This window comes from Streptomyces sp. NPDC048506 (assembly GCF_040651315.1).
Taxonomy (GTDB): Bacteria; Actinomycetota; Actinomycetes; order Streptomycetales; family Streptomycetaceae; genus Streptomyces.
The window spans coordinates 220,116-240,854 of sequence record NZ_JBEZIX010000003.1; the positions used below are offsets into that span (position 1 = coordinate 220,116).

Annotated in this window: 18 protein-coding genes and 1 pseudogene; 8 read left to right on the top strand and 11 right to left on the bottom strand. The window is 71.0% G+C overall.

The genetic code is table 11. The features are described from left to right. The first annotated feature begins 3 nt into the window (after window positions 1–3). Window positions 4–897: a non-homologous end-joining DNA ligase gene (gene ligD / locus AB0C96_RS03705; RefSeq protein WP_362913275.1), complete on the top strand. Its 894-nt coding sequence runs from the start codon at window positions 4–6 to the stop codon at window positions 895–897. Window positions 898–1,035: 138 nt separating this feature from the next. Next, window positions 1,036–2,260, top strand: a pseudogene (locus tag AB0C96_RS03710) (lipid II flippase MurJ). 18 nt (window positions 2,261–2,278) lie between these two features. On the opposite strand, the gene AB0C96_RS03715 reads toward AB0C96_RS03710, so the two are convergent. After that, a complete protein-coding gene (locus AB0C96_RS03715; RefSeq protein WP_362913277.1) occupies window positions 2,279–2,725 on the bottom strand; it encodes a hypothetical protein in 447 nt (148 codons plus the stop codon). A 242-nt stretch (window positions 2,726–2,967) separates the two neighbouring features. On the opposite strand from AB0C96_RS03715, the gene AB0C96_RS03720 reads away from it, so the two are divergent. From AB0C96_RS03720 to AB0C96_RS03735, 4 genes are all read left to right on the top strand, one after another. Continuing rightward, on the top strand, window positions 2,968–4,212 hold the full coding sequence (locus tag AB0C96_RS03720) for an MFS transporter (protein ID WP_362913279.1): 1,245 nt from the start codon (window positions 2,968–2,970) through the stop codon (window positions 4,210–4,212). Between the two features lie 197 nt (window positions 4,213–4,409). Next, a complete protein-coding gene (locus AB0C96_RS03725; RefSeq protein WP_362913281.1) occupies window positions 4,410–5,294 on the top strand; it encodes an endonuclease in 885 nt (294 codons plus the stop codon). A 100-nt stretch (window positions 5,295–5,394) separates the two neighbouring features. Continuing rightward, window positions 5,395–6,678: a serine hydrolase gene (locus AB0C96_RS03730; RefSeq protein WP_362913283.1), complete on the top strand. Its 1,284-nt coding sequence runs from the start codon at window positions 5,395–5,397 to the stop codon at window positions 6,676–6,678. Window positions 6,679–6,960: 282 nt separating this feature from the next. Further along, window positions 6,961–7,164: a cold-shock protein gene (locus AB0C96_RS03735; RefSeq protein WP_006601696.1), complete on the top strand. Its 204-nt coding sequence runs from the start codon at window positions 6,961–6,963 to the stop codon at window positions 7,162–7,164. A 74-nt stretch (window positions 7,165–7,238) separates the two neighbouring features. Here the strand turns inward: AB0C96_RS03735 and AB0C96_RS03740 are convergent, their stop codons facing one another. The 3 genes from AB0C96_RS03740 to AB0C96_RS03750 all read right to left on the bottom strand — a co-directional run bounded on the left by AB0C96_RS03740 (window position 7,239) and on the right by AB0C96_RS03750 (window position 9,237). Continuing rightward, window positions 7,239–7,832: a GNAT family protein gene (locus AB0C96_RS03740; RefSeq protein WP_362913285.1), complete on the bottom strand. Its 594-nt coding sequence runs from the start codon at window positions 7,830–7,832 to the stop codon at window positions 7,239–7,241. 73 nt (window positions 7,833–7,905) lie between these two features. After that, on the bottom strand, window positions 7,906–8,100 hold the full coding sequence (locus AB0C96_RS03745; RefSeq protein ID WP_362913287.1) for an antitoxin: 195 nt from the start codon (window positions 8,098–8,100) through the stop codon (window positions 7,906–7,908). Window positions 8,101–8,211: 111 nt separating this feature from the next. Next, window positions 8,212–9,237 carry an alpha/beta hydrolase-fold protein gene (locus AB0C96_RS03750; protein WP_362913289.1) on the bottom strand — a complete coding sequence of 342 codons (1,026 nt, stop codon included), beginning with the start codon at window positions 9,235–9,237 and terminating at the stop codon, window positions 8,212–8,214. A gap of 217 nt (window positions 9,238–9,454) precedes the next feature. On the opposite strand from AB0C96_RS03750, the gene AB0C96_RS03755 reads away from it, so the two are divergent. Then, the gene (locus tag AB0C96_RS03755) at window positions 9,455–9,766 is read left to right on the top strand and encodes a hypothetical protein (protein WP_362913291.1); all 312 of its coding nucleotides are present in this window, start codon (window positions 9,455–9,457) and stop codon (window positions 9,764–9,766) included. A gap of 78 nt (window positions 9,767–9,844) precedes the next feature. On the opposite strand, the gene AB0C96_RS03760 is transcribed toward AB0C96_RS03755, so the two are convergent. The 5 genes from AB0C96_RS03760 to AB0C96_RS03780 form a co-directional block, all read right to left on the bottom strand. Next, a complete protein-coding gene (locus tag AB0C96_RS03760) occupies window positions 9,845–12,895 on the bottom strand; it encodes a glycoside hydrolase family 38 C-terminal domain-containing protein (RefSeq protein WP_362913293.1) in 3,051 nt (1,016 codons plus the stop codon). Between the two features lie 128 nt (window positions 12,896–13,023). Beyond that, complete coding sequence (locus tag AB0C96_RS03765; protein ID WP_362913295.1) at window positions 13,024–14,280, bottom strand: glycosyl hydrolase; 1,257 nt, start codon at window positions 14,278–14,280, stop codon at window positions 13,024–13,026. A 45-nt stretch (window positions 14,281–14,325) separates the two neighbouring features. Then, window positions 14,326–15,267 carry a carbohydrate ABC transporter permease gene (locus AB0C96_RS03770; RefSeq protein WP_362913297.1) on the bottom strand — a complete coding sequence of 314 codons (942 nt, stop codon included), beginning with the start codon at window positions 15,265–15,267 and terminating at the stop codon, window positions 14,326–14,328. Next, on the bottom strand, window positions 15,264–16,151 hold the full coding sequence (locus AB0C96_RS03775) for a sugar ABC transporter permease (protein ID WP_362913363.1): 888 nt from the start codon (window positions 16,149–16,151) through the stop codon (window positions 15,264–15,266). The genes AB0C96_RS03770 and AB0C96_RS03775 overlap by 4 nt, the downstream gene beginning before the upstream one ends. Next, a complete protein-coding gene (locus AB0C96_RS03780; protein ID WP_362913299.1) occupies window positions 16,148–17,440 on the bottom strand; it encodes an extracellular solute-binding protein in 1,293 nt (430 codons plus the stop codon). Before AB0C96_RS03780 ends, AB0C96_RS03775 begins: the two co-directional genes overlap by 4 nt. Before the next feature lie 345 nt (window positions 17,441–17,785). Between AB0C96_RS03780 and AB0C96_RS03785 the strand changes: the two genes are divergently transcribed. Next, window positions 17,786–18,892: a LacI family DNA-binding transcriptional regulator gene (locus AB0C96_RS03785; RefSeq protein ID WP_362913301.1), complete on the top strand. Its 1,107-nt coding sequence runs from the start codon at window positions 17,786–17,788 to the stop codon at window positions 18,890–18,892. Between the two features lie 270 nt (window positions 18,893–19,162). Here AB0C96_RS03785 and AB0C96_RS03790 read toward each other — a convergent pair whose 3' ends face one another. Next, the gene (locus tag AB0C96_RS03790; RefSeq protein WP_362913303.1) at window positions 19,163–19,615 is read right to left on the bottom strand and encodes a spore-associated protein A; all 453 of its coding nucleotides are present in this window, start codon (window positions 19,613–19,615) and stop codon (window positions 19,163–19,165) included. 235 nt (window positions 19,616–19,850) lie between these two features. Beyond that, window positions 19,851–20,711 carry a lysozyme gene (locus AB0C96_RS03795; RefSeq protein ID WP_362913305.1) on the bottom strand — a complete coding sequence of 287 codons (861 nt, stop codon included), beginning with the start codon at window positions 20,709–20,711 and terminating at the stop codon, window positions 19,851–19,853. Window positions 20,712–20,739: the final 28 nt, after the last annotated feature.

The following is a 20,739-nucleotide window of genomic DNA, read 5'->3' on the forward strand; positions in this document are numbered from 1 at the left end:
CGTATGTCGCCGATCACCGTCGTGGAGGGGCGGCGCCTCTCGCTGACCAACTTGGACAAGGTCATCTATCCCGAGACCGGCACCACCAAGGGCGAGGTGCTGCACTACTGGACCACCACCGCAGAGCCGCTGCTCGCGCACCTCCACGACCGGCCGCTCTCCTTCCTGCGCTACCCCGACGGCCCGGACGGCCAGCGCTTCTTCACCAAGAACGTGCCGCCCGGCACCCCCTCCTGGGTGCAGACCTGCGAGGTCCCCCACACGACGTCCGGCCCCACCCGGCAGGTCCTCCTCCAGGACCTGCCCTCGCTGGTCTGGGCCGCGAACCTGGTCGTCGAGCTGCACGCCCCGCAGTGGACCCACACGGCGCCGGGCGTCGCCGACCGCCTCGTCCTCGACCTCGACCCCGGTACCCCGGCCACCGTCGTGGAGTGCTGCACCGCGGCCCGCTGGCTGCGCGACCGGCTGGCCGCCGACGGTCTGGAAGCCCACGCCAAGACCAGCGGTTCCAAGGGCCTGCACCTCGTCGTGCCCATCGAGCCCACCCCGTCGGAGCGGGCCACCGCGTACGCCAGGACCCTCGCCGTCGAGGCCGCCGGCGCGCTCCGGGGCCTCGTGGTGCACAAGATGACCAGGTCGCTGCGGTCCGGCAAGGTCTTCGTCGACTTCTCCCAGAACGCCGCCGCCAAGACCACCGCCGTCGCCTACACCCTGCGCGCCCGTGCCGTCCCCACCGTCTCCACTCCGGTCACCTGGGACGAGGTCGCCGACTGCACCGATCCCGAGCAACTCGCCTTCCGCTTCGAGGAGATCGCCCCCCGACTCGCCCACCACGGGGATCTGCACGCGCCGCTGCTCGACCCCGACCGGGCTCGCCCACTGCCCCGAGCTGCATAGATTGTCCTCATGATCGAGGGGACAGCAGAAGACACGATGCAGCTGCGGGTGGGGGCAACGGGAGGGCGCTCCACCGGCACCGACGGGGGAGCGCCGGAGCGGGACGTCGAGGGCGCTGACGGCGCCAAGGGCGCTGGCCTGGCCCGCTCGTCGCTGCTGATGGCCATGGGGACCGTGGTGTCCCGGGCCACCGGGCTGATCCGGCAGGTGCTCCAGGCGGGCGCGCTCGGCACCGGTCTGCTCGCGACCACGTACAACACCGCCAACATCGTCCCGATGAGCATCTACACCCTGCTGATCGGCGGTGCCCTCAACTCCGTTCTGGTGCCGCAGCTGGTGCGCGCCAAGGTCGAGCACGCGGACGGCGGTCACCACCGCCGGCATCGCCCTCCAGGGCCTGGCCCTGATCCCGTTCGTGCGCGCCGCCGGCTTCCGCTTCCGGCCGCGCTTCGACTGGCGGGGCAGCGGGCTCGGCAAGAGCATCGCGGCGGCCCGCTGGACCCTGCTGCTGGTGCTCGCCAACCTCACCGCGATGACCGTCGTCACGCACTACGCCGGCGCCGCCGACCGGCAACTCCCCACCGCCGGCGTCGGATACACCGCCTACAGCTACGCCCAGACCATCTGGATGCTGCCGCAGTCCATCGTCACCGTCTCCATGGTGACGGCGCTGCTGCCGCGGATGAGCCGCGCGGTCACCGAGCACCGCCTCGACGACCTGCGCGACGACCTCTCCCGCGCGCTGCGGGTCAGTGGCGTCCTCATCGTCCCGGCCGCCTTCTTCTTCCTGGCCTTCGGCCCGGAGACCGCCCAACTGCTGTTCGCACACGGCAGTGTGGACGCCGCCTCGGCCGCGCCCGCCGGTCACATGCTCCAGGCCTTCGGCCTCGGTCTGATCCCGTTCTCCGCCCAGTACCTGCTGCTGCGCGGCTTCTACGCCTTCGAGGACACCCGTACGCCGTTCTGGACGGCGGGCTGGATCAGCGGCCTCAACATCGCCCTGGCCACCGCGTGTCACTTTCTGCTGCCCGCTCGCTGGGCGGTCACCGGCATGGCCGCCGCCTACGCCGTCGCGTACGCGACGGGGCTCCTGGGTACCGCGCTGCTGCTGTGCCGGCGTCTGTCCGGGCGCCTCGACGGCCGGCGCCTGTGCCGCACGTACGGCAAGCTGACGGTGGCCGCCGCCACCGCGGGAGCGGTCGGTTGGTTCGTCGCCCGGGCCTGCTCCGGAGTGCCCCTGCCGGCGGGCTGGACCTCCGCGCTGACCCTGGCCGCCGGCGGACTCACCATGGCCCTGATCTTCCTGGGCCTGGCCCGCGCCCTGCGGATCAGCGAACTGCGCAGCCTGCCCGGACTGCGCTGAGCCCGGTCGCGGCCGCGCTCACACCGCGTGCGGCCGCGGCCGGTTCGTCCGGGCGGCGGACCCGATCCAGCCGGTGACGGCCCATACCGTGGCGTCGCTCAGACCCGCCAGTTCGGCCACCGCCGCCGCGTCACCGTCGGCCGGCGCGATCCCGGCCGCGGTGAGCGCCGCCTGGAGGTCCAGCCGCCGACGGTCCAGCCGCCGACGGTCCAGCCGCCGACGGTCCAGCCGCCGCCGGTCCGGCAGGGCCACCGGCGCCTCCAGCCGCTCCTCGGGACGAGGGGGCGGCAGCATCCCGTCCTCCGCGTCCGGTGCGAACCGCAGCCGGTCCTCCGGAAGGGGCGGCGGCAGGAGCAGGTCCACCGGCAGGGCCACCGTGTTGAGGCGGTCCTCGGCGCGCGGGGGAGCGAGCACATAGTCCGGCGTCGCGCCGTACGGCGGGGGAGCGGGGCGGTACGGCGACATCGGGGCCTCCACAACGCGCGGTCCGAAGGGGTGGGTTCGAGGGGCGACGGGGTTCTGCGCCGGGGCCGACGAAGAACGTGTCAGGTCTTCGGATGCCGGGGCCCGGTCGTCCGGTTGCGCGGGGGGCGCGGGTTCACCCGATGGGGGCACTGCGCGCTGCGCCCCGTACCGCTACAGGTTTTTGGAACGATCGATCCAATGTGGGGTAGAGTCCGGGCATGTTTTGGAATGGTCGATTCAAAATGAACGGTCCAGTCGTCCCGCGTGCCGTGTACGTGCTCGGCGTGGGCATCTTCGCCATGGTGACCAGCGAGTTCGTGGTGGCGGGGCTGATGCCGCAGATGGCCGTCGGACTGGGCGTGGGCATCCCGCAGATCGGCTACCTGATCACCGCCTTCGCGGTGGCCATGTCGGTCGGCGGGCCGTTCCTCACCGTTGCCGTGCTGAGGCTCCGTCCGAAGACCGCGCTGATGGCGCTGTTCGCGATGTTCCTGGCGGGCAACGTGCTGGCCGCCGTCGCCCCGCAGTACGGAGTGATGTTGGTGGCGCGCCTCGTCACCGGCGTCGCCTCGCAGGCGTTCTTCGGCGTCGCCGTCTCGCTCTGCGTCCAACTGGCCCGCCCGGAGGTCCGTGGCCGCGCCATCGCGGTGGCCATGAACGGGCTGATGCTCGGCACCCTGTTGGGGCTTCCGCTGGCGACGGTCGTCGGCGAACACTTCGGCTGGCGGGCGGCGTTCTGGACCACGTCCGGGATCGCCGTGCTCGCCGCACTCGCCACTCTCGTCGGAGTCCCCCGGCTGGGACGCGCCGACGGCGGCGGTGGCTTCCGGGAAGAGGCGGTCGTCTTCAGGAACCCCCGGCTCTGGCTGGTGCTCTCCACCAGCACGTTGATCATCGGTGCGACGTTCTCGGCATTCAGCTACTTCCACCCGCTGCTCACCGAGGTCACCGGATTCGCCGCCGGTACCGTTCCCCTGCTGCTCATCGGATACGGAGCGGCCACGGTGATCGGCAACACCGTCGTCGGGCGGCTGGCGGACCGGCACACCGTGGGCGTCCAGCTCGTCGGACTGACGCTGAATCTCCTCTTCCTCGTCGGACTCGCGGTCTTCGCCCACCTCGCCGTTCCCGCGGTGTCGCTGATGCTGGGCATCGGGCTGGTCGGCGTCACGATGAATCCGGCGATGGCCACCCGTGTGCAACGTACGGGAAATGCCCGGCCGTTGGTGAACACCGTGCACTCCTCCTTCATCACCCTCGGGGTCATCGTGGGGTCCTCGGTGGGCGGACTCGCGATCGACGCGTTCGGTCTGCGCGGGCCGTTGTGGCTGGGTGCCGCGCTGGCCGCCCTCGGGATCGGCACCCTCGTGCCCGACCTGCTGCGCCGCCGCCCGGGAGCGGTGACGCCGGCCTCGGAGCCCGGGGTGGCGACGCCGAGCGCCGCCCCGCTGGTCGAAGTGAAGGAGCCGTGCAGGGCGCGTTCTTGACGGAGCATCAACCGCATAACGGCTTTCGGGGAAATGCGGTGGTCGCCATCGTGTGGACACACAACCCTTCCCCGGCGTTCACACGGCGGTGACGATCGCGGTGGAAAGCTGCCACCGGCCGTCTACCCGACGGCCGGTGCCGGCCGCCCCCACATTCCTGCGGTCCGGTGCCACAATTCGGGGAGAGGACACCCTTCGTGGACAACACCCACATATCCCGCCGTGGCCGTGGCCGAGCCATGGCCCTCGCCGCGGGCACGGTCGTGGTGGCGGTGGTGGCACAGGTTCCGGCCGGTGCGACGGCCGTCCCGGCCGGTCACCGCACGGCCGGTGCCGCGGCCGTCGCCCAGCGCTCGGCGCAGTTCGTCACCGCCCACGACACCACGGCGTACGACGACACGTACTACAAGGACGCCCTCGGCAAGACCGGCAAGGCGCTCAAGGCGGCGCTGCACCGGATCATCAGCACCACCCAGACCGGAAAGCTGACGTACTCCCAGGTCTGGGACGCGCTCAAGAACACCGACCAGGACCCGGCGAACAGCGCGAACGTCATCCTGCTGTACTCCGGAAAGTCCCAGAGCAAGAACTCCAACGGCGGGAATCCGGACGACTGGAACCGCGAGCACGTCTGGGCCAAGTCCCACGGCGACTTCGGCACCGCCACCGGCCCCGGAACCGACCTCCACCACCTGCGTCCGGCGGACGTCTCGGTGAACAGCACCCGGGGCAACAAGGACTTCGACAACGGTGGCAAGGAGCTGGGCGAGGCGCCGGGCAACTACACCGACGGCGACTCCTTCGAACCGCGCGACGCGGACAAGGGTGACGTCGCCCGCATGATCCTCTACATGGCGGTCCGCTACGACGGCGGCGACGGCTTCCCCGACCTGGAGCCCAACGACAAGGTCGGCAACGGGAGCCGGCCGTACCTCGGCCGGATCTCGGTCCTCAAGCAGTGGAGCCGGCAGGACCCGCCGTCCGCCTTCGAGAAGCGCCGCAACCAGGTGATCTTCGACAAGTACCAGCACAACCGGAACCCGTTCATCGACCACCCCGAGTGGGCCAACGCGATCTGGTAGCCGGGGCCGGCCGCCCCGGCGCACGAACCGGCGGGGCGGCCGGACATCGGATGGAGTACGCCAACCGGCGCGCGGCCAGGGGCGTTCTTAGCGTGGCCTCATGTCGAGCGTGAGGTGGGCCCCCGTCAGAATCGTCACCGCTGCGACCGTTTGCGCCGTCAGCCTGCTGGTGCTGCCGGGACCCGCGGCGGCCGACGGCCCGCAGGGCATCGACGACCTGCGCCCCGCCGCGCACGCGGCCGACCCCGCGGGCGCCAGGAGCCGACTGGACCGGCGGGGGGTGCAGTTCGAGGCCGGGCCGGACGTACCGGAGCCGCCCAGGGTCTCCGCGATGTCCTGGATGGTGACGGACCTGGGGAGCGGCAAGATCTTGGCGGCCCGGGCCGCGCACCGTCCGCTGCCGCCCGCCAGCACGCTCAAGACGCTGTTCGCGCTGACGGTGCTGCCCAGGTTCTCCCAGGGGGAGGTGCACACGGTCTCCACCCAGGACCTGGCCGGCATCGAGCCCGGCAGCTCGATGGCCGGCCTGAAGGAGGAGGAGCCGTACCGCGTCGCCGACCTGTGGCACGGTGTCTTCCTCCGGTCGGGCAGCGATGCCGTGCACGCCCTGGCCGGTATGAACGGCGGCTGGGACAAGACCGTCGACGACATGCAGGAGACGGCCCGCCGGCTCGGCGCGCGCGACACCCGGGTGGAGTCCGCGGACGGGTTCGACACACCGGGCCAGTTCTCGTCCGCCTACGACCTGTCGCTCTTCGGGCAGGCCGGCCTGACCAACCCCGACTTCGCCCGCCTCGCCGCGACCAAGCGGGCCGAACTCCCGGAGGACGGCGGCCCCGACGCGTTCGGCATCGAGAACACCAACCGGCTGCTGGTCGGCTCGCACGGAGTGCGCCCGTACGAGGGACTGATCGGGGTGAAGAACGGCTATACGTCGCACGCCGGGAACACCCTGATCGCCGCCGCCCGGCGCGACGGCCGCACGCTGCTGGTCACCGTCATGCACCCGCGGTCCGGCGGCCACAACGCGGTCTACGAGGAGACCAGGGCGCTGCTGGACTGGGGGTTCGAGGTGGCTCCCCGGGCCGAGGCCGTCGCCATGCTGCCCGCAGTGACGCCCGGAGAGCGGCCCGACGACCTCCAGCGCGTCGACCACGCGCCGGAGCACCCGACGCCGCTGCACCGGGCGCCGGTCGCGGCACAGACGCAGGCCGACGCCCCTGCGCGCTACTGGTGGGTGCTGTCCGCGGTCGGCGCCGTCGTGGTCATCGGGGGCACGGGACTCGGCACCGGTCTGTGGCGGCGTCGGCGCAGGGCCGGCGTCGACGAGGACGAGGGTGAGGGCGAGGGCGGGAACGAGGGCGAGGGCCAGGAGTCCTCCTGACCCGGAACCGTCGTCGCACATCCGTCCGATCGTTCAGGGATACGGAGGACGTCGGATGGCCTTGCACGGTGAAGGGCGACGCGTCAGCCCCGGTTGTGCGAGCGGCCGGGCGTTGCTCGGTGTAGCGTCCTGATCAGCTGTCGTGGTTCCGAAGTACCGGGCGCCCGTGTGCATGCACGGGCGTTCCTGCTGTGCGGTGCAAGTCCGGACCAGGGCGATCACCTCCGATTCCCGCAGCTCACGCGGGAACCGATGCAAGCCCATTGAACGAAGGAGACGGACATGGCTTCCGGCACGGTGAAGTGGTTCAACTCGGAGAAAGGCTTCGGCTTCATCGCACAGGACGGCGGCGGTGCCGACGTCTTCGCGCACTACTCCAACATCGACGCCACCGGCTTCCGCGAGCTACAGGAGGGCCAGAAGGTGACCTTCGAGGTCACCCAGGGGCACAAGGGCCCCCAGGCGGAGAAGATCCGGCTGGCGTAGCCCCCGGCCGCACCCACAACGGCGCCCGCTCCCGGCTCCCGGGGCGGGCGCCGTCGTGCGCTGCGCGGCACGCCTCACCCGACCGGCTCTCCGGGGCGCCGGCCGTTGAGGATCTTCTGGAAGAGGCGGTGGTCCCGCCAGGCGCCGTTGATGTGCAGGTAATTCTCGGCGACGCCGTACGGGGTGAAACCGCAGGAGGTCAGCGTCCGTTGGGAAGCGACGTTGTCGAGGAGGGTGCCGGCCTGGAGCCGGTGCAGACCCAACTCCGCATCGGCGGCGACGCAGACCGCCCGGAGCGCGGCGGAGGCCAGGCCACGGCGTACCTGACCGGCGTCGACCCAGTAGCCGACGTTGGCGCTCCGCCACGGGCCGAGCACGATGCCGGTGAGGGTGATCGTGCCGACGACGTCGGGCTCCGCCGCCGCCTCGTCCGGCAGGCGGACCATCACCCAGGGCATCACCCGCCCGGCACTCTGCTCCGCGAGCAGATCGCGCAGCCGCTCCGCCTGCCCGGCGAGGGTGAAGAAGGCCTCCTCCCGGTCCGGCTCCCAGCGGCGGAGGTGCTCACGGCTGCGCGCGTACGCCCGGGCGAGGCCGGGGGCGTCCTCCGGGGCGGCGGGGCGCAGCAGGACGTCGGACGTGAGCCGGGCGGACGACGTGGAGATCATCCGCACAGCGTACGCGCGGGCGCCCGGCCCACCCCGCAGGGGCCGGGGACGCCCCGCGGGACGGGCAGACGGCTCAGGTCTGCGGCGGCCGGTCCTTGTCCTGGCCGCTGCCGTACTGGCCCCTGAGCTTGTCCTGGGCGGTGTCGACCTGGCCCTGGTACTTGCCCTGGGTCTTCTCGTCGACTGTGTCGCCGGCCTTCTCAATGCCCTTGTCGGTCTGGGATTCGTGGCCCTTCAGCATGCTCTTGATCTTGTCCATCATGGACATGAGTCATCCTCCTCACCACGGTTCCTACGACACCAGCATCGCCCCCGACCAGGGGATCTGCATCCTCGGCCGGGGGCGCCGCACACCGCCCCCGGTCCGGTGCCGTACGGATCAGCCGCCGCTCGCGACAGGTGCCTTCAGCTGGTCGCTGATGAACTTGATCGAACCGGCGGCCATCCCCTTCTGGTAGTCCCAGGCGTTGTGCCGGCCCCCCTGTATGAGCTGCATGGACGTGTGGATCGGGCCCTTGCCGTAGGTCCGCCGGAACTTCTCTATGGAGGCGGTGACCGACGCGGACTCCCTGGAGCCGGCCTGGAAGGCGAGGTAGACGTCCGGGCCCCCCTTCTGGAGCAGGCGCCGGGCGAGCTTCTCCGGGTTGTTGGCGTCCTTCTCCGCCTGGTGCCCCGCCCACAGCGGGGAGTCCGGCACGATGTCCGGGCCGCTGGCTATCGCCGCCTTGAACTTCTCCGGGTACTTCAGCACCGACTTCAGGCCCGCGAAGCCGCCCGACGACGAGCCCATGAACGCCCAGCCGTCCCGCGACTTGAACGTCCGGAAGTTGGCCTTGGCCAGGTCGACCACGTCCTCGGTCAGCCAGGTCCCCATCTTCTGCTGGCCGGGGATGTCGCTGCCGTCGTGGTACTGGGTGTCCGGGTTGAGCATCGGCATCACCACGATGAACGGCAGGCTCTTGCCCTCCGCCCGCCACTGGGTGAGGTTCTCCTGGAGCTTGATGTCACCGCCGACCCAGTAATTGGTCACCCCGCCCGCCTCCTTCGGGCTGCCGAGCCCGCCCGGCAGGGCTATCAGCACCGGGAACCCGCTCTTGGCGTACTTGGGGTCCTGGTACTCCTTCGGCGCCCAGACCCACACACTGCCGGTGACGCCGGACTTCGGGCCTTTCAGCGTCGCCCGCGCTATGTGCGTGCCGTCGTCCAGCGTCCGGGTGACCCGGAAGTCGCTCTTGGGGCCGGTCGGCATGAGGGTGTCGCTGTCGACGGGCTTGACCCGCCCGGCACCGTCGCTCTTGGCGCCGGCATTGAAGTCGACCGGGTCCCCGGTCTGTGAGCAGCCGGAGAGTAGTGCGCAGGAAGCGGCGAGGGCGGCCGCGAGGGCGACGGCGTAGCAGTGTTTCAACGGTGACTCCGCGACGGGGTGGGCAGGTGCAAGCGCACATAAAGAGGGAAAAGGGGTGGCAGGGGTTCCCTCGACATCACCCGGGCCCGGCGCCGGTCGGCGGTGGGCCGCCGGGGCGCGCTCACCCGGGCGGCCCAGCGCGTCGCGGCGGATTCCGTCCCACGCCGCTGGGCCCGCCCGACGGGCACCGCGCCCCGGTCCGGCCGAGAATGCAGCGGTGAGCGATGAACACCGCAGTGCCGACGACACCCCGCCCCGCGCCGTGCCGTATCACGAGGAACGACGGCTCGCCAGGAAGGCGCTGGCGGGCCGCGCGCGGGACGCGAGCGATCTGATGTTGCTGATGGACATGCTCGGCCTGGATCCATACCGCGATCCGGGCCGGGAGGCGTTACCCGGCCACGGCGCGGGCCCCGAGCCCGCCGCCGGCCGTGGCCAGCGGCCGGGCCGCGGCACCGGACGCGACCGGCGGCACGCGCTGCGCCGCGACACCTGCCGCGACGCCGGATCACGCTCGGACAGACCTTGAGGGTTGTCTCCCCGGCCAGGCGGTGTCTCCGGCCTGGCGGTGCCCCGGCCGCCGGACCCGGGGACCGCCCTCCCCGACCTACCGTTCGTCCGCCCGGCTCAGCCGCAGGGTCACGATCTGGAACGGGCGCAGCCGCATCCGGACCGAGTCGCCCTGCCGTTCGATCGCCGGGCCGTCCGCGGTCGGCCGCTCCAGCAGGTCGGTGGTGACGGCGTCCCCCAGCGCGAACGCGGTGGTGAGGGTGGTCGCGGCCCGCCCACCGTGCGCCTCGTGCAGGCGGACGACCACATCGCCGCTCAGGTCGTCGGCGAGCTTCACCGCGGTGATCACCGTGGCGTCATTGCCGACCGTGACCAGCGGCGGCACCGCCGCGGCGCCGGTGATCCGGCGCTCGGGAAGGTTGATGCGATGGCCCTCGCGCACCGCGTCGCCGAGGGTGGCACCGGGCACCAGCGCATGGCGGAATCGGTGCGGCCCCTGGTCGGTCTCCGGGTCGGGGAAGCGCGGGGCGCGCAGCAGGGAGAGCCGTACCGTCGTGGTGGTGCCCCGGTCGCCGTCGTCCCGGACGGTGCGGGTGACGTCGTGCCCGTACGTCGCGTCGTTGACCAGCGCAACGCCCCAGTCCGGCTCCCCGACGTGCACGAACCGGTGCGCGCAGGCCTCGAACTTGGCGGCCTCCCAGCTGGTGTTGGTGTGGGTGGGCCGGTACAGGTGGCCGAACTGGGTCTCCGCGGCGTAGCGCTCGGCGTGCACGTCCAGCGGGAACGCGACCTTGAGGAACTTCTCGGTCTCGTGCCAGTCGACCTCGGTGTCGATGTCCAGGCGCCGCTGCCCGCGCGCCAGCGTCAGCGACTGCACCACCCGCGAGTCGCCGAAGCCACGGATGACCCGCACCGTCGCCGCCCGGTCGGACACCTCGACGAGCGTGACCTCGTCCGCGTCCGTCAGATCGGTGACGACGTTGCGGTAGAACGCATCCACGTCCCAGGCGTCCCACATGTTCGGGAAGTCCGGGTGGATCTGTAGCAGGTTCGCGGCCCCACCGGGCGCCACGGCCTCCCGCTCGGCCGTGCAGTCGTACGCGGAGACCACCAGCCCGCGGGCGTCGATCTCGATCCTCAGCAGACCGTTGCCGAGGGTGAACCCGCCGCCGTCCCGGGGCGCGGCGGTCACCTCGGCGCCCTCGGCCACCGACGGCGCCACCGCACCGGCCGCCACCCCGCCGCGCTCGTGCGGGGCGGAGTTCACCACCAGCTCCCGGTCCCCGCCGCCGGCCAGCGCCGTCAGCGCGGCCGCGATGATGCCCTCCAGCTCGACCGCGACCGCCGCATAGGTCTGCGCCGCCTCGCGGTGGACCCAGGCGATGGAGGACCCGGGCAGGATGTCGTGGAACTGGTGGAGCAGCACCGTCTTCCAGATCCGGTCCAACTCCTGGTAGGGGTAACGGTGGTCGGCCGTCACGGCGGCGGTGGCCGACCACAGTTCGGCCTCCCGCAGCAACTGCTCGCTGCGCCGGTTGCCGCGCTTGGTCTTCGCCTGGCTGGTGAGGGTCGCCCGATGCAGCTCCAGGTACAACTCGCCCACCCACACCGGCGCATGCGGGTACTCCGCCTCCGCCTTGGCGAAGAAGTCCGCTGGCTTCTCCCACTCGACCGTGGCCGAGCCGTCCAGGTCGCGCAGCCGGCGGGCCTTGGCGATCATCTCGCGGGTGGTGCCCCCGCCGCCGTCGCCCCAACCGGTCGGCGCCAACGAGTGCCGGGCCACGCCCTTGTCCTTGAAGTTCCGCGCCGCATGGGCGATCTCGCTGCCCGCCAGCCGGCAGTTGTAGGTGTCCACCGGCGGGAAGTGGGTGAAGATCCGGGTGCCGTCGATGCCCTCCCAGCGGAACGTGTGGTGCGGGAAGGCGTTGACCTGGCTCCAGGAGATCTTCTGCGTCAGCAGCCACTTCGAGCCCGCCGCCCGGATGATCTGCGGCAGCCCCGCGGCGAAGCCGAAGGTGTCCGGCAGCCACGCCTCCTCGTTCTCGACGCCGAACTCCTCCAGGAAGAACCGCTTGCCGTGCACGAACTGACGGGCCATCGCCTCAGAACCCGGCATGTTGGTGTCCGACTCCACCCACATCCCACCGGCCGGCACGAACCGCCCCTCCGCGACCGCCTTCTTGACCTTCGCGTAGACCTCCGGCCGGTGCTCCTTGATCCAGGCGTACTGCTGCGCCTGGGACATGGTGTAGACGAACTCCGGCTCGTCCTCCAACAACGCCGTCATGTTCGACGTCGTACGGGCCACCTTCCGCACCGTCTCCCGCAGCGGCCACAGCCACGCCGAGTCGATATGGGCATGCCCCACCGCGCTGATCCGGTGCGCCGAGGCCCCCGCGGGCGCCGCCAACACCCCGGCGAGCTCCGCACGCGCCGCCCCCGCCGTCCCGTTGACGTCCTGAAGGTCCACCACGTCCAGCGCTCGGCCGATCGCCCGCAGCACCTCCCAGCGGCGCGGGCCGTCCACCGGCAGCTCCAGCATCAGCTCTCCCAGTACCTCCAGGTCCTGGATCAGCTCCCACACCTCGGTGTCGAACACCGCCAGGTCCATCCGCGCCAGCCGGTACTGCGGCTCACTGCCCGCCGTCTCACGGTCGCCCAGCCGGGTCGGCCGGAACGGAGGGACGTCGAGGATCACCGGGTTGGACGCCGCCTCCAGGTGCCATTCGACGCGCTCCCCGCCGCGCACCGGCGCGCCCACCCGCACCCACTGGTTCCGCGGGTTGATCGCCTTGACCGGAGTGCCGTCGGGCAGATACACCAGCGCCTCGCACTGGAAGCCCGGCATCCGCTCGTCGAACCCCAGGTCCAGTACGGCCTCCACGGTGCGGCCGGCCCACTCGGCCGGCACCTCACCGAGCACCTTGAACCACGTCGTGCCCCAGGGCGCCCCCCAGGCGTCCCCCACCGCGACCGGCGTGTGCGCGGCGGCCAGGCCCTCCGTCACCGCCACCGGCTCGCCCGGCTCGCCCGGCGCGACCCAGGCCGCGACCTCCAGGGGGACCGAATCCGGATACAGGGCGGGCCGGATGCGCTCGTCCAGGACCCGCTTGAGTCGGGCTTCGACCAGTGCGCGATCGTCATGCATGGCGGCGGCTCCGTAGGCGTCGAGGGGTGCTGCGGAAGGCTGTGCTCATCCTGAACCGCCTTGATTTCCAAGGGGGTTGGACGGCAGAAGGGTTCGGGGCGGTGAACTGCGGGCGGAACGCCGGTCCGTCACCGGCCGTCGGTGGCCGGACGGACCTCGTCCGGCGCAAGGACCTCGGTGATCCCACGGGACGTCAAGTGCGCCTCATCCGTGGCGCGTTCGGCCAGTACGAAAGCCGGTCGCGCACCCTGGGCGATGAGCTCGGCCCAGGCCTCGAAGACCGGGCCGCCCGGTGCGCACACCGCGCGGCGGGGCGCCGCCTCGGCACCGCCGGTGTCCACGACCAGCGCGGTGCTCCGCACCGGTGGCCGGTGTTCCCGGCCGCGCCACTCCTCGACCAACGCCCCGATCGCTCGGCCCACCGGCTTGACCGTGTGGTCGTTGCCGAGCAGCCCCAGCCCGTACTCCAGCTCCGGGAAGTCCGCGAGCTCGCGCGAGACGTCGTGCGAACACCACCAGGTGACGCCCCAGACGTCCGGGCAGTCCAGGGCGTTGCGGACGGTGGCCTCGGTGAAGCGGGCCGCCCGCTCCTCCGGGACGTGTGGGGCGGGGGCACCGACCTCCTGCAGCCACACCGGACGGTGCGGGTCCTCGGCCCATGCCTTGGACAGCTCGATCAGATAGGCGGCGTGCTGCTCGGTGGCGGTACCGGTGGGGCCGTGCCGCTGCGCGGTCCCGTTGAACACCCAGGAGTGCACGGCCGTCACCGCGCCCAGCCGGGCCGCCTGCGCGGGAGTGAAGGGGTGCCCGTCGCGGTACCAGGCGGCGTCGTAGGCGGCGTGCAGATGCATCCGTCCCGGCGCCCCCCGCTCGCAGGCCGCGAGCATCCGCTCCAGCCACGCCGCGGCCTGCGCGTCGGTGATCCGGTCCGGATCCGGGTGCGGGCCGTCCGAGAACTGGTTGACCTCGTTGCCGAGCGTCATCCCGAGGAAGTTGGGCCGGTCGGCGAGCGCGGCCGCCAGCGTTCGCAGGTACTCCTCCTGGCCCGCCAGTACCTCGGGGTCGGTGAAGAGGTTGCGGCGGTGCCAGGTCTGCGTCCACGCGGGCAGGAAGTCGAAGCTCGACAGGTGGCCCTGCAACCCGTCGACGGTGACGTCCAGCCCCCGCTCGGCCGCGGCGTCCGCCAGCCGCACCAGCTGGTCGACGGCGCGCGGTCGGATCAGGGTGCGGTTCGGCTGGAAGAGCGGCCAGAGCGGGAAGACCCGGACGTGGTCCAGGCCGAGGGCGGCGAGGGAGTCGAGGTCGGCCCGTACGGCGTCCAGGTCGAAGTCCAACCAGTGGTGGAACCAGCCTCGGGTGGGGGTGTAATTGGCGCCGAATCGCATGGGGCTCCTGGGAGTACGGGGCGGATACGGGCTGGTGCGGGCGGTTCAACCCTTGACGGCGCCCTCACCGACGCCGCGGAAGAAGGAGCGCTGGAGACAGGCGAAGAGCACAATCAGCGGGACGACGGCGATGACCGTGCCGGCCGCCACCAGCCGCTGGTTGTCGGCGAAGGTGCCGTGCAGGAAGTTCAAGCCGATGGTCAGGGTGAACTTCGACTGGTCGCTCAGCACGATCAGCGGCCACAGGAAGTCGTCCCAGGCGCCCATGAACGCGAAGACGGCCACCACCGCGAGGGTGCCCTTGACCGACGGCAGCGCGATCCGCACGAACCGCTGCCAGGCGTTGGCGCCGTCGACGAACGCGGCCTCCTCGACCTCGTACGGCAGGCTCGCGAAGGCGTTCCGCATCAGCAGCACGTTCATCGCCCCGATGCAGCCCGGCAGCACCACACCGAGCAGGGTGTTGTTGAGCTGTAGCTCCCGCATCGTCACGAACTGGGCGATCATGATGCTCTCGACCGGCACCAGCATCGCCATGATGAAGACGACCAGCGCGGCCTTCCGGCCCCGGAAACGCATCCGGGCCAGCGCATAGCCGGCGAGCGCGGCGCCCGCGCAGTTGGTGAGCACATTCGCGGTGGCGACCTTCAGGGAGTTCAGCGCGAAGTCCCAGACCGGGATGATCCGTGCCACGCCGGCGTAGTTGGCCAGGGTGGTGTGGTGCGGAACCAGGCTCGGCGGATAGCGGTAGATGTCCTCGCCCGAGCCCTTGAGGGACGTGGACAGCTGCCAGAGGAACGGGCCGACGGTCAGCGCCAGCACGGCGAGCAGCAGCAGATACCGGAGCAACAGCCGCCACCACGGCAGCCGCCGCTCGGCCCGCCGCTGTCGCACGGCGCGGGAGCTGCCGGGCGTCGCGGTGGCACTCCGGCGCGTCGAGGCGGCACGGGCCGAGGCGGCACTCCGGCGCGTCGCGGTGGCACTCATGCCTCCTCCTTGCGGTTGGCGCGCAGTACCAGCAGCATCAGCCCGAGCGTGATCACGAACACCACGACGGAGAGCGCGGAGGCGTAGCCGACACGACCGTTGAGGCCGGTGCCGACCTGCTGAACGAGCATCACCAACGTGGTGTCCTCCCCGCCGGGGCCGCCGGTCGGACCGGCCATCAGATAGACCTCGGAGAACACCTTGAAGGCGTTGACCGAGGAGAGCGCGGCCACCAGCACCATCGTGCCGCGCAGTGCGGGCACCGTGACGGTCAGAAAGCGCCGCACCGCTCCGGCACCGTCGACCGCGCACGCCTCGTGCAGCTCCCGGGGAACGTTGGCCAACGCCGCCAGATAAATGATCATGTAGTAGCCGAGGCCCTTCCAGACCGTCACCGCCATCGCGCTGAACAGCAACAGCCAGGGATCGCTGAGGAATCCGACCCTGCCGAATCCCAGCGCTTCCAGCAGCGCATTGATCAGCCCCCGGTCGTCCAGCAGCCACACCCAGATCAGTCCGACCACGACGACGGAGGCGACGACCGGTGTGTAGAACGCGGCGCGGAAGAACGTGATGCCGGGTATCCGCCGCCGCACCAGCAGGGCCAGCAGCAGCGGCAGCACCACCAACAGCGGTACCGCACCCAGGACATAGAGCACGCTGTTGCGCAACCCCGTCCAGAACATCGCGTCATGGAGGAGCTCGCGGTAGTTGGCGCCGCCGACGAACCGGCCCCCGGTGAGCGTGCGGGCATCGGTGAAGGACTGCGCCACCGTGCTCAGGAACGGATAGAGGCTGAATCCCGCGACGACCAGCAGTCCGGGAGCCAGGAACAGCCAGGGGCCGGCCGGCGAATGCGTCTTCACGGAGCGCCCCGTCCTCAGCCGGTCTTCAGCAGGCGGTTGCACTCGGCGACCGCCCCGTCCAGCGCCGCCCCGGGGGACTCCTTGCCCTGGACGGCCCGGGCCACCGCATTGCGCAGAACGGTCTTCATCTGGTCGCTGAGCAGTACCGGCGTGTAATTCACCGCGGTCTTCAGTGCGGCGGCGGCCGCCACCCGGACCCGGGTCGCATCGGTACCGTCCTGCCGGGTGAAGTACGGATCGTCCAGCGATCCCATGGTGCTGGGGAAGATCGTGACCTTCTTGGCGAACGCCATCTGGTTCGTCCCGTCGGTGACGAAGTGCGCAAAGGCGACGGCCGCCGGTTTCACCGTGCTCCGGGCGTTCACCATCAGGCCCTGGACGTACATATTGGCCTTGCCGGTGTTGTTGACCGCGTCCGTGATGCCGATGTGCGCATAGAGGCTCGGTGCCTCCTTCTTGAAGTTCTGTAGGTCCAGCGCGCTGCCCGGATTCATGGCCACCGACTCCTGCTGGAACTTCCGCCCCGACGACTCGGCCTGCGCGGTGAGCGCCTGCGAATCCAGCGCCCCGGCCGCGTAGAGCTGCTTGTAGTGCTCCAGCAGTTCGACGCCCTTGGGCTCGTTGAAGGTGAACGCGGTGCCCTGTGCGTCCATCAGCCGTACGCCGTAGCGCCCGAAGTCCTCGATCGACGGTGTGCTGGCGAGCATGGCGATCTTCCGATCGCTCCGCTTCGCCATCGTCACCGCGTCCGTGAAGAGCTGGTCATAGGTCCTCGGCGGCTTCTCGGGGTCCAGGCCGGCCTTCTTGAAGAGCTCCTTGTTGTAGAACATCGGCCCGGTGTTGAGGTACCAGGGAAAGGCGTAGACGCCCGGCAACCCCGGCATCGCATGGCTCTTCCACGCCCCTGGCAGGTACTCTCCGCGGTATTTCCCGGCGGCTTTCTCCAGATCCAGCGCCAGCCCGGCCTTCGCCAGCGGATAGGCGAGATCCGGCGACACATTGACGACATCGGGCAGCGTGCCGCCGGCCGCATCCGCACTCAGCTTCTCGGGGTACCCCTCGGCCGGTTGATCCACCCACTTCACCTTGGTGCCCGGGTATTTCTTCTCGAAGTCCGCGATGAGGCCGTCGAAGTAATCCTTGAAATTGGCCTTGAGATTCCAGGTCTGGAACGTGACCTGCCCCTCGACCTTCCCCGAGGCGCCGTCCGATCCGTCGGACCCTCCCGAGGACCCGCATGCGCTCAGGGCGGACACCGAGGTGACCAGAGCCGCGACCGCGGCGGCCGTTCGTCGGGGAAAACGCATGGCTGGCGGCTCCTTTGCTCGGATGTGCGTGGATTTGCTCGGACCAGACGCAAGTGGCACTGTCGCAGGAGATCGGCCGACCAGAATTTCTGGACGACAGGAAAGAATTCGTCCTCGGGCACGGGAAACGCAATGGGGCTCTTCGGCCACTCCGTCGAGAACCTTCTCCGTGTCCTCGGGTGACGATGCGGCAGACGCTACTAATGCGTTTTAGTAGGTGTCAATACCCGGTACCTGAACGGCTTCTCGGTGCCCACGCGGGGCCGCCGCCCATCGTTTGACAGGCCTTCCTCGGCTGAACAGACTGGGCGGCACTAATGCGGTTTAGGTCGAGGAGGGCCCGCCATGACAGCCCCCGGTGAGGCGGCCCGCCGGAAGCCGGCGCGCCGGCCGACGATCAAGGACATCGCCCGCCGGGCCGGGGTCTCGGAGAGCGCCGTCTCCTTCGCGCTCAACGACCGGCCCGGCGTCTCCGAGCCCACCCGCGCCCGGGTACGACGGGTCGCCGAGGAACTGGGCTGGCAGGCCAACAGCGCCGCCCGCGCGCTCTCCGGCGAACGCGCCGGCGCCCTCGGCCTGGTGCTCGCCCGACCCGCGCGGACCCTCGGGGTGGAGTCCTTCTTCCTCCAACTCGTCTCCGGCATCCAGGAAGTGCTCTGCGCGCAGAACGTCGCGCTGCTCTTCCAGGTCGTCGAGGACCTCGACGCCGAGTGCGCGCTCTACCGCCGCTGGTGGGCCGAACGCCGGGTGGACGGCGTCCTCGTGGTGGACCCGCGCACCGACGACCCCCGCCCCGAACTGCTCACCGCGCTCGGCCTGCCCGCCGTCGTCATCGGCGGCCCCGCCACCCCCGGCCCGCACCTCGCCGCATCCCGGCCCGACGCCGCCCCCGCGCCGCCCCTCCTCGCCACCGTCTGGGCCGACGACGCCAAGGCCATGGCCCGCGTCCTCGACCACCTCCACGGCCTCGGCCACCGCCGGATCGTGCACGTGGCGGGTCTGCCCGGCCTCGCCCACACCGAACGCCGCATCCGCTCGCTCCGCACCGAGGCGGACCTCCGCGACCTCGACGAACGCCAGGTGCACTCCGTGACCACCGACTACTCCGACGTCGAAGGGGCCGAGGCCACCCGGCGCGTCCTGGACGCCGCGGAGCCGCCCACCGCGATCATCTACGACAACGACGTGATGGCCGTGGCCGGCGCCTCCGTGGCAGCCGAGCGGGGCCTCTCCGTACCGGACGCGCTGTCCATCGTGGCCTGGGACGACTCCGCGCTGTGCCGGGTGATCCACCCCCGGCTGACCGCACTGGTCCGCGACACCCCCGGCTTCGGCCGGCTCGCCGCCCAGGAACTCCTCACCGTCCTCGACGGCGGACCGCCGCGCACCGTGCAGGGCGAACTGCCGCATCTGGAGGCCCGCGAGAGCACCGGTCCGGGCCCTCACCGTTGACCGCACCGCACCGCACCGCACTGCACTGCACTGCACCGCACCGCCGCCCGCCCCCGCGCCGCGTCCTCCTGGCCCTACGCGGTCCGCGGCACCATCGCGTTGCCGAACGCGGGGGCGTCCGCCACGCATCGCCGCCGGGGGTGACGGCGTTCCCGTTCGCCTGTCAAGAGGCCTGCGGGGAAGTCGAGTTGGGGATCTCGCCGAAACACGTCGGCGGCGGGTTCCCGGGCGGGCGCTGCCCGGGAACCCGCTGCCGGTGCGGGGAACGGCTCAGTGGTGCGTCACGACGCCGGCCGCCATCCGGCCGCAGTTGGAGCCGGAGACATTGACGCTGACCGACTCGATCGAGCCGCCCCAGTCGACACAGATGCCCTTCGCCGGCAGATAGACGGGGCCGGCGTAGGAGGTGTACTGGCCACTGTCGGAAATCCAGTCCGAACTGCCGTCGGTGGCCGTGAGATAGGTGTACATGTACACCGGCTTACCGGGGCTGTTCCGCACCGTCACTACACAGTTCTTTCCGCTGGTGGCGTTGTACGTCAGGTACACGGCCCCCTTTCCGGTGACCGGCACGGAATTCACCACCCGGTATCCGCTTCCGCAGGCCCCGTTGTACGCGGCGGTGGCCGTCGGAGCGGCGGATGCGGTGGTGGCGCCGGCCAGGGTGGCGAGACCGGTCATGGCCAGGACGGCGGAACCTGCGATGGCACGTGAACGCTTCATGGGAATACCCCCGTCGGGTGTGGTGCGTCGCGTGGTCATTTCGCAGTGTTGGACAACGCCGGGCCGCAGATGGTTGTAACCCGGGCATCAATTCCCGCTCTTTCGAACGGCGTTGGCTTTCAGAGGCCTGGACCACGAACTGCCGGCCGGGACCGCACGTGTCCCGGCGGCACAACGGCCGGTCCCCGGCGCCTGGTGCGGCGCCGGGGACCGGCCGGGGGACAGGGCGGCGGGGTCAGTGGCCGTTGGCGAGGACCTTCAGCCGGCTGAACGTCCCGTTGAAACGGTTGCGGTCGCCGATCGGGTGGCCTGAGGAGGTGTGCTGCCAGATGCTGTGGTACTGCCAGCCGGCCGGCAGCGCGCCGACGGAGGAGCCGTAGCGGGGGATCCACAGCGGGTTCGTCCGGCCGAACTTGCCGGCGTTGCCGGTGCACCGCTTCCACCAGGTGGTCGAGGTGTAGATGAGCGGGTTCCGGCCGGTCGTCTCGCGGTAGGTGTCCACGAAGTCCTCGATCCAACCGACCATCCCCTTGGTGCTCTTGCCGTAACAGCTCGCGCCGTAGGGGTTGTACTCCATGTCCAGCGCGCCGGGCAGCGTCCTGCCGTCCCGGGACCAGTCCCCGCCGTGTTCGGCGAAGTACCGGGCCTGTGTACTGCCACTGGAGTGGTCCGGCAGGGCGAAGTGGTAGGCGCCGCGGATCATGCCGGAGGTGTACGAGCCACGGTACTGCTGCGTGAAGTAGGGGTTGGTGTAGCTGGTGCCCTCGGTGGCCTTGACGTATGCGAAACGGACCCCGGACCTGCGCAGTGAGAACCAGCCGACGTGCTTGTTGTGGCTGGAGACATCGACGCCGGACACGCCCCGGCCGTGCATCGACTGCGGCTCGGTACCACCGGCCCGGTTGACGCCCTCGCGGGCGGCGATGGTGGAACCCATCCAGTCCTGCTCGGGGTGGGTGAGCTTCTTCCCGGCGTCCGAGGCCGTGGCCAGACCGGGCAGCGCGAGGGGCAGAGCGAGCACGGAGAGAAGTGAGACGAGCGTTCCGGCCGCAAGGGGGACTGTACGGCGGGCCGGACCGGATCTACGCAAGGGCATCGCATGCCTCCGAGGCCTTCGGTTGAGT

Excerpts from the sequence above, each read along its gene's own strand:
- AB0C96_RS03780 (WP_362913299.1), bottom strand. The coding sequence starts at position 17,440 with ATGCGTTTTCCCCGACGAACGGCCGCCGCGGTCGCGGCTCTGGTCACC.
- AB0C96_RS03740 (WP_362913285.1), bottom strand. The coding sequence starts at position 7,832 with ATGATCTCCACGTCGTCCGCCCGGCTCACGTCCGACGTCCTGCTGCGC.
- AB0C96_RS03785 (WP_362913301.1), top strand. The coding sequence starts at position 17,786 with ATGACAGCCCCCGGTGAGGCGGCCCGCCGGAAGCCGGCGCGCCGGCCG.
- AB0C96_RS03795 (WP_362913305.1), bottom strand. The coding sequence starts at position 20,711 with ATGCCCTTGCGTAGATCCGGTCCGGCCCGCCGTACAGTCCCCCTTGCG.
- AB0C96_RS03770 (WP_362913297.1), bottom strand. The coding sequence starts at position 15,267 with ATGAGTGCCACCGCGACGCGCCGGAGTGCCGCCTCGGCCCGTGCCGCC.
- ligD (WP_362913275.1), top strand. The coding sequence starts at position 4 with ATGTCGCCGATCACCGTCGTGGAGGGGCGGCGCCTCTCGCTGACCAAC.
- AB0C96_RS03715 (WP_362913277.1), bottom strand. The coding sequence starts at position 2,725 with ATGTCGCCGTACCGCCCCGCTCCCCCGCCGTACGGCGCGACGCCGGAC.
- AB0C96_RS03790 (WP_362913303.1), bottom strand. The coding sequence starts at position 19,615 with ATGAAGCGTTCACGTGCCATCGCAGGTTCCGCCGTCCTGGCCATGACC.
- AB0C96_RS03765 (WP_362913295.1), bottom strand. The coding sequence starts at position 14,280 with ATGCGATTCGGCGCCAATTACACCCCCACCCGAGGCTGGTTCCACCAC.
- AB0C96_RS03745 (WP_362913287.1), bottom strand. The coding sequence starts at position 8,100 with ATGTCCATGATGGACAAGATCAAGAGCATGCTGAAGGGCCACGAATCC.
- AB0C96_RS03760 (WP_362913293.1), bottom strand. The coding sequence starts at position 12,895 with ATGCATGACGATCGCGCACTGGTCGAAGCCCGACTCAAGCGGGTCCTG.
- AB0C96_RS03730 (WP_362913283.1), top strand. The coding sequence starts at position 5,395 with ATGTCGAGCGTGAGGTGGGCCCCCGTCAGAATCGTCACCGCTGCGACC.
- AB0C96_RS03720 (WP_362913279.1), top strand. The coding sequence starts at position 2,968 with ATGAACGGTCCAGTCGTCCCGCGTGCCGTGTACGTGCTCGGCGTGGGC.
- AB0C96_RS03735 (WP_006601696.1), top strand. The coding sequence starts at position 6,961 with ATGGCTTCCGGCACGGTGAAGTGGTTCAACTCGGAGAAAGGCTTCGGC.